Source organism: Duganella sp. S19_KUP01_CR8 (genome assembly GCF_036688705.1).
Lineage (GTDB): Bacteria > Pseudomonadota > Gammaproteobacteria > Burkholderiales > Burkholderiaceae_D > Rugamonas.
Genome location: NZ_JAQQPR010000005.1, coordinates 140,235 through 152,130, shown reverse-complemented (window position 1 = coordinate 152,130; position 11,896 = coordinate 140,235). Strand labels below are relative to the sequence as shown.

The following is an 11,896-nucleotide window of genomic DNA, read 5'->3' as shown; positions in this document are numbered from 1 at the left end:
GTCAGCTTCGGCCCCGAAGTCGGCACGCATGGCGGCGCTGTCAACGCACACTCTCAACTCATCCAGCAAACATATCATCTTAGTTGGCATGAGAACCTCCCTTCAGGCATCAATCTAGCACATATACTAACGGATGAAATGGTCGCACGCGGGACGCTAAGCGATGGCGGGCGAACGATCTATGCTTACGCGGGAGGACTCATCTCGCTGCGCCTGCCCGTTGCGGTGATCGAGCGCTGGCGGGCGACCGGCCCCGGCTGGCAACAGCACATGGCCGATCTACTGAGCAAAATATGAATGCGCCCCAGCCCCAAATCCCAGGGGGCCTTAGAATGAAAAAAGCCGGCAATCAATGCCGGCTTTTTCGTGACGAAGATGAAGCTTAGTTCTTCGACTGGTCGACCATCTTGTTCTTGGCGATCCAAGGCATCATGGCGCGCAGTTTTGCGCCGACTTCTTCGATCGGATGCTCGGCCGTCAGGCGGCGACGCGAGATCAGGGTCGGAGCGCCCGCCTTGTTTTCCAGGATGAAGGACTTGGCGTACTCGCCGGTCTGGATGTCTTTCAGGCACTGACGCATCGCGTCTTTGGTGGCCGAGGTCACAACCTTAGGACCGGTCACGTACTCGCCGTATTCGGCGTTGTTCGAGATCGAGTAGTTCATGTTGGCGATGCCGCCTTCGTAGATCAGGTCGACGATCAGCTTCAGTTCGTGCAGGCATTCGAAGTAAGCCATTTCCGGAGCGTAGCCCGCTTCGGTCAGGGTTTCGAAGCCGGCCTTGATCAGCTCGACCGCGCCGCCGCACAGAACAGCCTGTTCGCCGAACAAGTCGGTTTCGGTCTCTTCGCGGAAGTTGGTTTCGATGATGCCGGCACGGCCGCCGCCGTTGGCCGATGCGTACGACAGGGCGATGTCACGGGCGATGCCGGACTTGTCCTGGTACACGGCGATCAGGTGCGGCACGCCGCCACCCTGGGTGTAGGTGGCGCGCACGGTGTGGCCCGGGGCCTTCGGTGCGACCATGATCACGTCCAGGTCGGCGCGCGGCACGACTTGGCCGTAGTGCACGTTGAAGCCGTGGGCGAAGGCCAGCACCGCGCCTTGCTTGGCGTTCGGAGCGATGTTTTCGTTGTAGACCTGGGCGATGTTCTCGTCCGGCAGCAGGATCATGATGACGTCGGCGGCCTTGACCGCGTCGTTCACTTCCGCCACTTTCAGGCCGGCTTTCTCAACCTTGTTCCACGAAGCACCGCCTTTGCGCAGGCCGACGGTCACGTTGACGCCGGAATCGCTCAGGTTTTGCGCGTGGGCGTGGCCCTGCGAACCGTAGCCGATGATGGCAACGTTTTTGCCCTTGATCAGGGAGATGTCAGCGTCTTTGTCGTAGAAAACTTTCATGGTATTTCCTTAGTAGTATTTTTGAATTTGTTTAAACTTTGAGGATGCGTTCGCCGCGTCCGATGCCGGAACCGCCGGTGCGTACCGTCTCCAGGATGGAGGCGCGGTCGATCGAATCGATGAACGCGTCGAGCTTGGTCTTGGCGCCGGTCAGTTCGATCGTGTAGGTCTTCTCGGTGACGTCGATGATGCGGCCACGGAAGATATCCGCAGTACGCTTCATCTCTTCACGCTCCTTGCCCACCGCGCGCACTTTAATGAGCATCAGCTCGCGTTCGATGTGCTGGCCCTCGGTCAGATCGACCACCTTCACCACTTCAATTAAACGGTTGAGGTGCTTGGTGATCTGTTCGATGATGTCGTCCGAACCGGTGGTGACGATGGTCATCCGCGACAGCGTCGCGTCTTCGGTCGGCGCCACGGTCAGCGTTTCAATGTTGTAGCCACGGGCAGAGAACAGGCCCACCACGCGCGACAGCGCGCCGGCTTCGTTTTCCAGCAAGACAGAGATAATGTGTCGCATCTTATAAGTCCTCCGAACCCAACAGCATTTCAGAGAGCCCTTTGCCCGCTTTCACCATCGGCCAGACGTTTTCCGATTGATCGGTAATGAAGTTCATGAAGACCAGCTTGTCTTTCATGCCGAAGGCGTCGCGCATCGCGCCGTCGACGTCGCCCGGTTTCTCGATGCGCATGCCGACGTGGCCGTAGGCTTCCGCCAGCTTCTCGAAGTTCGGCAGCGAATCCATGTAGGACTCGGAATAGCGCGAACCGTAGTCGATCTGCTGCCACTGGCGAACCATGCCCAGGAAGCGGTTGTTCAACATGATGATCTTCGGTGTCAGATGGTATTGCTTGCAGGTCGCGAGTTCCTGGATGCACATCTGGATCGAGCCTTCGCCGGTGATGCAGGCGACGGTGGCGTCCGGGTTGGCCATCTGCACGCCCATGGCGTACGGCAGGCCCACGCCCATCGTGCCCAGGCCGCCCGAGTTGACCCAGCGCTTAGGCTTGTCGAACGGGTAGTACTGCGCGGCCCACATCTGGTGCTGGCCGACGTCGGAGGTGATGAAGGCGTCGCCCTTGGTCACTTCCCACAGCTTCTGCACCACGGCCTGCGGCTTGATCACCAGCTCCGACGAGGCGAACTTCAGGCAATCCTTGCCGCGCCATTCGTTGATCTGTTTCCACCAGTCCTTGACCGCAGGCGCGTTCGGCTTGGCGTCCGCAGCGTCGAGCTGGGCCAGGAATTCGATCAGCACGTCCTTGACGTTGCCGACGATAGGGATGTCGACCTTCACGCGCTTGGAGATCGACGATGGATCGATGTCCACGTGGATGATCTTGCGCGGGTTGGAGGCGAAGTGTTTCGGGTTGCCGATCACGCGGTCGTCGAAGCGGGCGCCGATGGCGATCAGGACGTCGCAATGCTGCATCGCCATGTTCGCTTCATAGGTGCCGTGCATGCCGGGCATGCCGACGAAGTTCTCGCTCGACGCTTTGTAGGCGCCCAGGCCCATCAGCGTGTTGGTGACCGGGAAGCCCAGCTTGTCGACCAGCTTGTTCAGCTCGGGCGAGGCATTGGCCAGGATCACGCCGCCGCCGGTGTAGATCATCGGACGTTCGGCTTGCAGCAGCAGTTGGACTGCCTTGCGGATCTGGCCGGAGTGGCCCTTGTCGACCGGTTTGTACGAACGCATCTCGACCTCTTTCGGGTACGAGTACGTCGTCTTGTGCATCGAGATATCCTTCGGGATGTCGACCAGCACGGGGCCTGGACGGCCGGTGCGGGCGATGAAGAAGGCTTTCTTGACGGTTTCCGCCAAATCCTTGACGTCTTTGACGAGGAAATTGTGCTTGACCACGGGACGGGTGATACCGACCGTGTCGCATTCCTGGAAGGCATCCTGGCCGATGGCGTGGCTAGGCACCTGGCCCGAGATCACGACCATGGGGATGGAGTCCATGTAAGCGGTGGAAAGACCTGTCACGGCATTGGTGACGCCCGGACCGGACGTGACCAGCGCGACACCAACTTTATTCGAGCTGCGCGAGTACGCATCGGCGGCATGCACTGCGGCCTGTTCGTGACGCACGAGGACGTGTTGGAATTTGTCTTGCTTGAAGATGGCGTCGTAGATATACAGTACGGCTCCGCCCGGATAGCCAAAGACGTGTTCTACGCCTTCCTCGGCCAGGCAGCGCACCAGTATTTCAGCGCCTGTGAGCGTGTTCGCTCCTTGTGATGCGGTTGCTTCGGTATTCATGAAACATTCCTTTCAAGGTCCATAGGAGATTGATCGGATGCTCTTTCCTAACGAAGTAGGCCCACCTCTACAGCATTGCCCTGCTTCCCTTTTTTTCTGCAGTCACACCTGCCTCTTCCGTCAACCGTAGTGACGTGCAAAGCAGTGCTAGCTGCAAACTCTCGTTTGGCTGGATCTGTCTGTAGCGGTTCTGCGTACCTCTCGCGCTTGTGGCACGGGTTAGAGCAAACTGCTGACATATGAAAGCGCGTCTCGTCGATTGCGGCGTTGTGTGCCAACTGCGACCAGACCATAGAGCTTCGGGGTGTTCAAAGCGTCCCATACGGTACACCCGCCACCCCGGTTTCGGCAAGTGAAATATCGAAAAAAGGGGGATTACGGTACATTTTGCACCGTCAAAGCTGCAAAAACCATGCAGAAATGGCTAATTTTTGCTAGCATGCGCTCAGTTCACGAGCCGCTCCCTAGCGGCCCAGCGCCGGCTTTCCCGGCAGTATCCACACCCGACGCATGGCCACAGACAAAGAATTATCCGACTTTCTCGAAAACGTCGAGCGGCGTGCCTTTAAACAAGCCGTCTATGCAGTGCGCAAGGACGAGTCCGCATTGGACATCGTGCAGGACGCGATGATCAAGCTCGCCGAGAAATACGGCGACAAGCCGGCCGCCGAGCTGCCGATGCTGTTCCAGCGCATCCTGCAAACCACCATCCTCGATTATTTCCGCAGGGAAAAGGTCCGCAACACCTGGGTCAGCCTGTTCTCGGGCATGGGCCCTTCCGGCGACGACCATGATGATTTCGACATGCTCGAATCGTATGCCGCCGAAGAGGGTTCCGAAGCCTCCGAGTCCAGCGCGGACAAGATCGAACGCCAGCAAATGCTGGCGCTGATCGATGCCGAAGTACAAAAGCTTCCGGCACGTCAACGAGAAGCCTTCCTTATGCGTTATTGGCAGGACATGGACGTGGCTGAAACAGCCGAAGCGATGGGATGTTCCGAGGGGAGCGTGAAGACACATTGCTCACGCGCAACACATACGCTCGCCGAATCGCTAAAAGCCAAGGGAATAACACTATGAACACCGACGATCTGAATTTCGCTTACAAGGTGCGTCACGCGCTCAATGAGCACCTGGACGATCTGCCCGCATCGACCACCGACCGCCTGGCGCAGGCGCGCAAGCAGGCGCTCGCCCGCAAGAAGGCCCACGTGGAGGCGCCGCTGAAGGTGCGCGTCAGCAAGAACGCACTGGCCGGCGCCGGCACCGGCTTCTTCTCGTTCAGCTGGATGAGCCGCATGGGCGTGGCGCTGCCACTGCTGGTGCTGGTCGGCGGCCTGGCCGGCATCTACCAGTACGAGCAGGAACAGCGGGTGGCCGACCTGGCCGAGCTCGACGCCGCCGTGCTGTCGGACGAACTGCCGTTGTCCGCCTATCTGGACCACGGTTTTAACGCCTACCTGACCCAAAGCGAGTAACCAGCATGGGATTGAGCGGTCGCGCAAAATGGGGCGCTGGAACAGTGGTGGTGTTAGCGATAGCAGCGGCAAGCGCGGCGTTGGTCGGCTGCGGCCGGTCTGAAACGCCGGCCCAGCACGCCGCGCCGAGTTCTTCCGCTTCCGGCGCGCAGCCGGGTGTAGCGGCGGGCAAGCGCGCGTCGGCCAAGTCGCCGGAAAAAACCATGTGGAAAGATTTGTCGCCTGAGCAACAGCAGGCGCTGGAGCCGCTGGCGCCCGAGTGGGACCAGATGGAGCCGATCCGCAAGCAAAAATGGCTGGGCATCGTCAAGCGCTATGCGTCGATGAAGCCGGACGAGCAGGCCCGCGTGCAGGAACGCATGCGCGAATGGGTCAAGATGACGCCGGAAGAACGCCGCCAGGTGCGCCAGAACTTCACCCGCGCGCAGAAGATCGATCCGTCACAGAAATCCACGCAGTGGGAGTCGTACCAGCAGCTGCCTGACGAGCAGAAGAAGGAACTGGCGGCCAAGGCGGCGGTGAAGAAGCAAGTCGCCAACCTGCCGACGCCAGCCCAGAGCAAGATGAAAACCGTGGCGCCGATCAAGCCGTCCGTGCCGACCAGCGGCGGTCCCGCCGTGGCGCCGGCCTCGCCTGTCGCGGGCACCGCGCCTGCCTCCGCGCCCGGCATCGATCCCGCCACCGGCGCCGCCATCCCCAACGCATCGAATATCGCACCGGTCGTCGCGCCGGCCGCTTCTGCGCCCGTGTCGCCTGCCCCACCCGCCACCAGCAATGTCAAATAATCCGGCTGTCACCATTCCCACCGTCAAACGCCGTCTGATTTCGATGGTCTATGAAACCCTGCTGGGTTTCGCGGTGCTGTTCCTGCCCTTCCTGATTTTTGAATTCATCGTCCACGGCAACCACACGCCCACCCTGGAGCACATGCGCCAGGCGCTGGCCTTCCTGGTGCTGGGCGCCTACTTCATCCACCAGTGGAGCCGCGACGGCCAGACCCTGGCGATGAAAACCTGGCGCCTGAAAGTCGTGCGCCCCGGCCACAATCACCTGTCGCTGCAAGCGGCCGCCGTGCGTTACCTGCTGAGCTGGATGTGGGTGCTGCCGGCGCTGCTGGTATCGCTGGTGCTGGACCTGCATAAATGGCAGGCGCTGGGCGCGGTCGGCGCCGGCATCCTGCTATGGTCGCTGACGGCCTTCCTCGACAAGGACCGCCAGTTCCTGCACGACAAACTGACCGGCACCCGCCTGGTCCAGTTGCCGCCGCCGGAAAAGAAAAAGAAGGCCGTGCCAGCGGTGTAATTCTTGCAATCTTCTGTGGCAGAATAAGCCTTTCGCCACAGGGGGTACAAATGAGCAAAGTTGTTTGCACGATGTACGGGGCGGTCCTCGCCCTGTCAGTCTCCGCCGCGTTCGCGGCCGACATTCCCGCCGCGCCGGTGGCGCGGGTTGAACCAGTCAGCGACACCTACTTCGGCGAAGCCGTGGTCGACCGCTATCGCTGGATGGAAAACGACAAAGACCCCGACTGGCTGCCCTACCTCAAACAACAGAACGCCCACGCCCGCGGCCTGCTCGACGCGCTGCCGAAACGCGACGTGCTGCTGAGCCGCATCCAGCAACTGTCCGGCGACGTGGCCGCGCCATCGCGCGTGCAGAAAGCCGGCTCGCGCCTGTTCTACCAGCAGCGCCCGGCCGGCGCCAACAACTTCAAGCTGTTCGTGCGCGAGGTTGGCAAAAACAGCGGCAAGGATCGCGTGCTGGTCGATCCAACCAAGCTCGACACCAAGACCAGCCACATCTCGCTGGACTGGTGGCAAGCCTCGCCGGACGGCAGCAAGCTGGTCTACGGCCTGTCCAAGGACGGCAGCGAAGACTCGGTGCTGCAGATCATGGACGTGCGCACCGGCGCCATCCTCAAGGAGCGCATCGCCGACACGCAGGGCGCCAACCCCAGCTGGCTGGACGACAGCTCCGGCTTCTTCTACAACCAGCTGACCGGCAAGAACAACACGCCGGAACGCTACCTCGATTCGGTGGCCCGCTTCCACAAGCTGGGCGGCGATCCGGCCAAGGACCCGCTGCTGATGAAGCGCGGCTTCGATCCGGCGATCGCGTATGAAAAAATCCAGTCGCCGTACATCGGCACCTCGCTGCACTCGGCCACCGCGCTGCTGATCCTGGCCGACGTGCGCCCCGAGAAGCGCATCTACGCCGCGCCGCTGCGCGACGTCGTCGAGGGCAAGGCCAAATGGCAGCAGGTGGCCGACTTCGCCGACGAGGTGACGGACGTGGACCTGGACGGCGACGACCTGTACCTGCTGTCGACCAAGGACCATCCGCGCGGACGCCTGCTGAAAACCTCGGCCAAGGCGCCATCGCTGGCCAAGGCGAGCGAAGTCGTGGCCGAATCGAAGCAGGTCCTGCAGGGCATGGCGCGCGCCAAGGACGGCCTGTACCTGCGGGCGATGGACGGCGGCCCAAGCACGCTGCAACGCCTCGGCAACGACGGCAAGCTGACCACAATCACCCTGCCCTTCGAAGGCACGCTGCGCGGGATCGAGTCCGATCCGAACGCACCGGGCGTGCTGACCGTGCTGACCGGCTGGCTGGAACCGGCCGGCATCTGGAGCGTGGCCGCCGACGGCAAGATGACCGACACCGGCATCACGCCGAAACCGGCCATCGACACCAGCGCCTACACCACCGAGCGCCGCTACGCGACCGCCAAGGACGGCACACAGATCCCGTATAGCCTGATCTACAAAAAAGGCCTGAAGATGGACGGTAAAAATCCGGCCTTCATCTCCGCCTACGGCAGCTACGGCTCGGCCGCGTACACGCCCTCGTTCGCGGGCCGCACGCTGGCACTGGCCGACCAGGGCGCCATCATCGGCTACGCCAATGTGCGCGGCGGCGGCGAGTTCGGACGCCAGTGGCACCGCGCCGGCCAGCTGGAAAACAAACCAAACACCTGGCGCGACCTGATCGCCGTGTGCGAGGACATGAACGCCAACGGCTACACCTCGCCGCAGCATCTGGCGATCGGCGGCCGTTCGGCCGGCGGCATCACCATGGGCCGCGCGCTGGAAGAGCGGCCGGACCTGTTTGCGGCGGTGGTATCGGGAGTGGGTTGGCACAATCCGCTGCGCTACGTGGCGGAGCAGAACGGCTACGGCGAAGAGCCTGAGTGGGGTGCGATTGCCGATCCTGCCGGCTTCAAGGCGCTGAAGAGCATCGACAGCTATCAGCAGGTGGTCGACGGCACGAAGTACCCGGCCATCATGCTGACCACCGGTGTGACCGATCCGCGCGTGGCGCCGTTCCATCCGGCGAAGATGGCGGCGCGCCTGCAGTCGGCCACGGCCAGCGGCAAGCCGGTGATACTGCGGGTGGACTTCGACGCCGGCCACGGCATGGGCTCGACCCGCGCGCAACAGGATGCGGAGTCGGCCGATACCTACGCCTTCATCCTGTCGCAGACCACCGCGAAATAATCAGAAGCGCTCGTGATCCTGCAGGTAGCGCCACTCGCCTACCGGCAGGCTGGACATCGCGATGCGTCCGATGCGGATGCGCTTCAGCGACACCACGGTCAGGCCGACCATTTTGCACATATGTTCGATCTGGCCCGGCTTGGGATTCTTCGGCGCGAAGCGCAGGCGGTTCTCGTTTTGCCAGCTGACCTTCATCGGCGGCAGCGGCTTGCCGTTGAACGGCAGGCCGTGGTTCAGCAGCGCCAGGCCGTTTTCCACGATGGTGCCGGTCACCTCGGCGATGATCTCGTGCTCGATCTTGGCCGCTTCGTCGACCAGTTTGCGGCTGACGCGGAAGTCCTGCGTGAACACCAGCAGGCCGCTGGCATGCGTCTCCAGCGGATTGGTCAGGGTCAGGTTGACCAGGTGGCGCTTGAGGAAGCGCTGGCCCGGCGCGGAGCGCGTCAGCGAGGCGGCGTTCAGCAGATGCACCGCCGGCGAGCCGTCCTTGCCGATGCCGCCGTTGGCGCCCACCGGTTTGTGCAGCAGGATCGTCACCGGCAGGATCTCCAGCAGCGTGGCGTCGGGTGCGACCTCGATCTGCTGCTCCATCGTCACGCGGGCGCCCGCTTCTTCCACCACAACGCCATCGACGCTGACGAAACCGCCCTCGATATAGAGTTCGGCTTCGCGGCGCGAGCATGGGCGCATCTCCGACAGGCGCTTGGCCAGGCGGATGCTGTTATCAGTGGTGGTATCGGTCATCCGAAGAAATCTCCAAAAACGGTAATGGCGCGGTCGATGTCCTCGCGCGATGCATCCATGTGCGTAACGATGCGCAGGTGCGGCGACATCGATACACGTATGCGGGTCAGTTGCAGCACGTCGTTCAAGGCACGACAGGTATCGGCCGGGATATCGACGTAGAAAATATTGGTTTGCGGCGTGCTGACCTGGATGCCTTTCAGCTTGGCCAGTTCGCTCGCGAAGTAAGTGGCGTTGTCATGGTCTTCCGCCAGCCGCTCGAAGTTGTGCTGCAAGGCGTACATGCCGCCCGCCGCGATCATGCCGGCCTGGCGCATGCCGCCGCCCAGCATCTTGCGCCAGCGCTTGGCCTCGGCGATCAACGGCTTGCTGCCGCACAGGACGGAGCCGATCGGCGCGCCCAGTCCTTTGGACAGGCACACCGAAACGGAATCGAAGCCCGCCACTGCCGCGCGCGGGCTCACACCCAGCTTGACGGCGGCGTTGCAGACGCGCGCGCCGTCCAGGTGCGTGGCCAGGCCGCGCTCGTGCGCCAGCGTGGTCGCCTGCTTAAGGTAGTCGAGACCCAGCACGCGGCCGCCGATGGTGTTTTCCAACGCCAGCAGCTTGGTGCGCGCAAAGTGGAAATCGTCCGGCTTGATGTAGGCTGCGATGTCGGCCAGCGCGATGCTGCCGTCAGGCTGGTTGATGATGGGCTGCGGCTGGATACTACCCAGCACCGCAGCGCCGCCGCCTTCGTAGCGGTAGGTATGGGCTTCCTGCCCGACCAGGTATTCGTCGCCGCGGCCGCAGTGGGCCAGCAACGCCAGCAGATTGCTCTGCGTGCCGGACGGCGCGAACAGCGCGTCCTCGTAGCCGAACAAGTCGGCCGTGTATTCCTGCAGGCGGTTGACGGTGGGATCATCGCCGTAGACATCGTCGCCGACGTCCGCTGCGTTCATCGCGGCGCGCATCGCCGCGCTGGGGCGGGTGATGGTGTCGCTGCGGAGGTCCAACCATTTTTCGTTCAGCTCACTCATCGTTCCATCACCCTTTGTTGATTTACTGTTTTGCTACCTGCTCCGTGAAGAAACGGTTGCCCATCTCCTCCAGCCCCAATGTCTCCAGCACTTCCTGCAAACGCTCCGATGGTCGCTGGCGCGGCAGGTTCTTGTACGTGGCGATGATCAGCTCATTCTTCATCGAGTGCTCCCAGCCTACCAGCTCGGTCACGTTGACGTGATAGCCGTGCGCCTCCAGTTGCAGGCAGCGCAGCACGTTGGTGATCTGGCTGCCGAATTCGCGCGTGTGGATCGGGTGGCGCCAGATCTCGGTCAGCGCGGACTTGGCCAGCGACTTGCCCTTGTTCTTCTTCAGCACCGTCGCGACTTCCGCCTGGCAGCACGGCACCAGCACCATGTACTTGGCCTTCTTCTTCAGCGCGAAGTGGATGGCGTCATCGGTCGCCGTGTTGCAGGCGTGGAGCGCGGTGACGACGTCGATCTGGTCCGGCAGCAGCTTCGATTCGGTGGACTCGGCCACCGACAGCGGCAGGAAGGACATGCCGGGGAACTTGAACTGCTTGGCCAGTTCCTGCGAACGCGCCACCAGCTCTTCGCGGGTTTCGATGCCGTAGATGTGCGAGTTATCGCCCAGCGCCTTGAAGAACAGGTCGTAGATGATGAAACCGAGGTAGGACTTGCCGGCGCCATGATCGACCAGCGATACGCTTTCCTTCTCGGCCAGCACTTCCTTCAGCAGCGGCTCGATGAACTGGTACAGGTGGTAGACCTGTTTCAGCTTGCGGCGGCTGTCCTGGTTCATCTTGCCGTCGCGGGTAAGGATGTGCAGCTCTTGCAGCAGCGCGACGGTCTGGCCTTCGCGGATTTCCGGCATGTTGTCGGCGCCGGTGACGGTGGCGCCGATCTTGGTCGTTTGCTTACTTGGCTTCATCGATCCACGCCTGCTGAACCGCTTCAAGGACTTTTTCACCGCCGCGCGAGTGGTCGTCGTCGAACTCTTCGAGGTCGACGATCCAGTTGTGCAGATCAGTGAAGCGGATAGTCAGCGGATCGATGTCCGGGTGCTTATCGTAGAGCGCTTCCGCAATCGCGGTGATGTCGGTCCATTTCATATCAGTGCCCGCCTTCGCTTGCGTGATTGATGGTGTATTTCGGGATCTCGATGACCAGGTCTTCGTCCGCCACCACCGCCTGGCACGACAGGCGCGACACGGCTTCCAGGCCCCAGGCCTTGTCCAGCTGATCTTCTTCGTTTTCGCTGGCTTCGCTCAGCGAGTTGAAGCCTTCACGCACCAGCACGTGGCAGGTGGTGCAGGCGCAGGACTTCTCGCAGGCGTGCTCGATGTGGATGTCATTTTCGAGCATGATGTCGCACAGCGTCTTGCCGACTTCGGCTTCGACGACGGCGCCGTCCGGGCACAGTTTTTCGTGGGGCAGGAATACGATTTGTGGCACTTGATACCTCTACATTTAATGGGCCCCGCCGTCGCTCCCGCGAAAGCGGGAGCCC

At 62.1% G+C, this 11,896-nt stretch carries 13 protein-coding genes; 5 read left to right on the top strand and 8 right to left on the bottom strand.

Annotated elements, in window-relative coordinates:
* Positions 1-382: 382 nt before the first annotated feature.
* Genes ilvC through V6M89_RS06975 form a run of 3 tightly spaced genes read right to left on the bottom strand, consistent with a single transcriptional unit; the run spans position 383 to position 3,666 of the window.
* Positions 383-1,399 carry a ketol-acid reductoisomerase gene (ilvC, locus tag V6M89_RS06985; protein ID WP_217944275.1) on the bottom strand — a complete coding sequence of 339 codons (1,017 nt, stop codon included), beginning with the start codon at positions 1,397-1,399 and terminating at the stop codon, positions 383-385.
* 31 nt (positions 1,400-1,430) lie between these two features.
* Positions 1,431-1,922, bottom strand: coding sequence for an acetolactate synthase small subunit (gene ilvN / locus V6M89_RS06980; protein ID WP_026334297.1), 492 nt, complete (start codon positions 1,920-1,922; stop codon positions 1,431-1,433).
* Between the two features lies 1 nt (position 1,923).
* Positions 1,924-3,666: an acetolactate synthase 3 catalytic subunit gene (locus V6M89_RS06975; RefSeq protein ID WP_332852515.1), complete on the bottom strand. Its 1,743-nt coding sequence runs from the start codon at positions 3,664-3,666 to the stop codon at positions 1,924-1,926.
* 510 nt (positions 3,667-4,176) lie between these two features.
* Between V6M89_RS06975 and V6M89_RS06970 the strand changes: the two genes are divergently transcribed.
* Genes V6M89_RS06970 through V6M89_RS06950 form a run of 5 tightly spaced genes read left to right on the top strand, consistent with a single transcriptional unit; the run spans position 4,177 to position 8,641 of the window.
* Positions 4,177-4,746, top strand: a complete 570-nt coding sequence (locus V6M89_RS06970; protein WP_217944273.1) for an RNA polymerase sigma factor — start codon at positions 4,177-4,179, stop codon at positions 4,744-4,746.
* Positions 4,743-5,144, top strand: coding sequence for a DUF3619 family protein (locus tag V6M89_RS06965; protein ID WP_332852514.1), 402 nt, complete (start codon positions 4,743-4,745; stop codon positions 5,142-5,144). Before V6M89_RS06970 ends, V6M89_RS06965 begins: the two co-directional genes overlap by 4 nt.
* Positions 5,145-5,194: 50 nt before the next feature.
* Positions 5,195-5,929, top strand: coding sequence for a DUF3106 domain-containing protein (locus V6M89_RS06960; RefSeq protein ID WP_332852513.1), 735 nt, complete (start codon positions 5,195-5,197; stop codon positions 5,927-5,929).
* On the top strand, positions 5,919-6,446 hold the full coding sequence (locus V6M89_RS06955) for an RDD family protein (RefSeq protein WP_332852512.1): 528 nt from the start codon (positions 5,919-5,921) through the stop codon (positions 6,444-6,446). Before V6M89_RS06960 ends, V6M89_RS06955 begins: the two co-directional genes overlap by 11 nt.
* A 50-nt stretch (positions 6,447-6,496) precedes the next feature.
* Positions 6,497-8,641, top strand: a complete 2,145-nt coding sequence (locus tag V6M89_RS06950) for a prolyl oligopeptidase family serine peptidase (protein ID WP_332852511.1) — start codon at positions 6,497-6,499, stop codon at positions 8,639-8,641.
* Here the strand turns inward: V6M89_RS06950 and V6M89_RS06945 are convergent, their stop codons facing one another.
* From V6M89_RS06945 to fdx, 5 genes are read right to left on the bottom strand one after another with little or no spacing between them, the layout of a single operon-like run.
* Positions 8,642-9,385 carry an rRNA pseudouridine synthase gene (locus V6M89_RS06945; protein WP_332852510.1) on the bottom strand — a complete coding sequence of 248 codons (744 nt, stop codon included), beginning with the start codon at positions 9,383-9,385 and terminating at the stop codon, positions 8,642-8,644.
* Positions 9,382-10,404 carry a low-specificity L-threonine aldolase gene (gene ltaE / locus V6M89_RS06940; protein WP_332852509.1) on the bottom strand — a complete coding sequence of 341 codons (1,023 nt, stop codon included), beginning with the start codon at positions 10,402-10,404 and terminating at the stop codon, positions 9,382-9,384. The genes V6M89_RS06945 and ltaE overlap by 4 nt, the downstream gene beginning before the upstream one ends.
* A 22-nt stretch (positions 10,405-10,426) precedes the next feature.
* Positions 10,427-11,317: a class I SAM-dependent methyltransferase gene (locus V6M89_RS06935; protein WP_442881955.1), complete on the bottom strand. Its 891-nt coding sequence runs from the start codon at positions 11,315-11,317 to the stop codon at positions 10,427-10,429.
* The gene (gene iscX, locus V6M89_RS06930) at positions 11,304-11,498 is read right to left on the bottom strand and encodes a Fe-S cluster assembly protein IscX (RefSeq protein ID WP_116987985.1); all 195 of its coding nucleotides are present in this window, start codon (positions 11,496-11,498) and stop codon (positions 11,304-11,306) included. The genes V6M89_RS06935 and iscX overlap by 14 nt, the downstream gene beginning before the upstream one ends.
* Position 11,499: 1 nt before the next feature.
* A complete protein-coding gene (fdx, locus tag V6M89_RS06925; RefSeq protein WP_332852508.1) occupies positions 11,500-11,841 on the bottom strand; it encodes an ISC system 2Fe-2S type ferredoxin in 342 nt (113 codons plus the stop codon).
* Positions 11,842-11,896: the final 55 nt, after the last annotated feature.

What these genes read in the sequence shown, in the direction of transcription:
- ilvC (WP_217944275.1), bottom strand. Translation starts at nt 1,399, where the DNA reads ATGAAAGTTTTCTACGACAAAGACGCTGACATCTCCCTGATCAAGGGC.
- ilvN (WP_026334297.1), bottom strand. Translation starts at nt 1,922, where the DNA reads ATGCGACACATTATCTCTGTCTTGCTGGAAAACGAAGCCGGCGCGCTG.
- V6M89_RS06975 (WP_332852515.1), bottom strand. Translation starts at nt 3,666, where the DNA reads ATGAATACCGAAGCAACCGCATCACAAGGAGCGAACACGCTCACAGGC.
- V6M89_RS06970 (WP_217944273.1), top strand. Translation starts at nt 4,177, where the DNA reads ATGGCCACAGACAAAGAATTATCCGACTTTCTCGAAAACGTCGAGCGG.
- V6M89_RS06965 (WP_332852514.1), top strand. Translation starts at nt 4,743, where the DNA reads ATGAACACCGACGATCTGAATTTCGCTTACAAGGTGCGTCACGCGCTC.
- V6M89_RS06955 (WP_332852512.1), top strand. Translation starts at nt 5,919, where the DNA reads ATGTCAAATAATCCGGCTGTCACCATTCCCACCGTCAAACGCCGTCTG.
- V6M89_RS06950 (WP_332852511.1), top strand. Translation starts at nt 6,497, where the DNA reads ATGAGCAAAGTTGTTTGCACGATGTACGGGGCGGTCCTCGCCCTGTCA.
- V6M89_RS06945 (WP_332852510.1), bottom strand. Translation starts at nt 9,385, where the DNA reads ATGACCGATACCACCACTGATAACAGCATCCGCCTGGCCAAGCGCCTG.
- ltaE (WP_332852509.1), bottom strand. Translation starts at nt 10,404, where the DNA reads ATGAGTGAGCTGAACGAAAAATGGTTGGACCTCCGCAGCGACACCATC.
- V6M89_RS06935 (WP_442881955.1), bottom strand. Translation starts at nt 11,317, where the DNA reads ATGAAGCCAAGTAAGCAAACGACCAAGATCGGCGCCACCGTCACCGGC.
- iscX (WP_116987985.1), bottom strand. Translation starts at nt 11,498, where the DNA reads ATGAAATGGACCGACATCACCGCGATTGCGGAAGCGCTCTACGATAAG.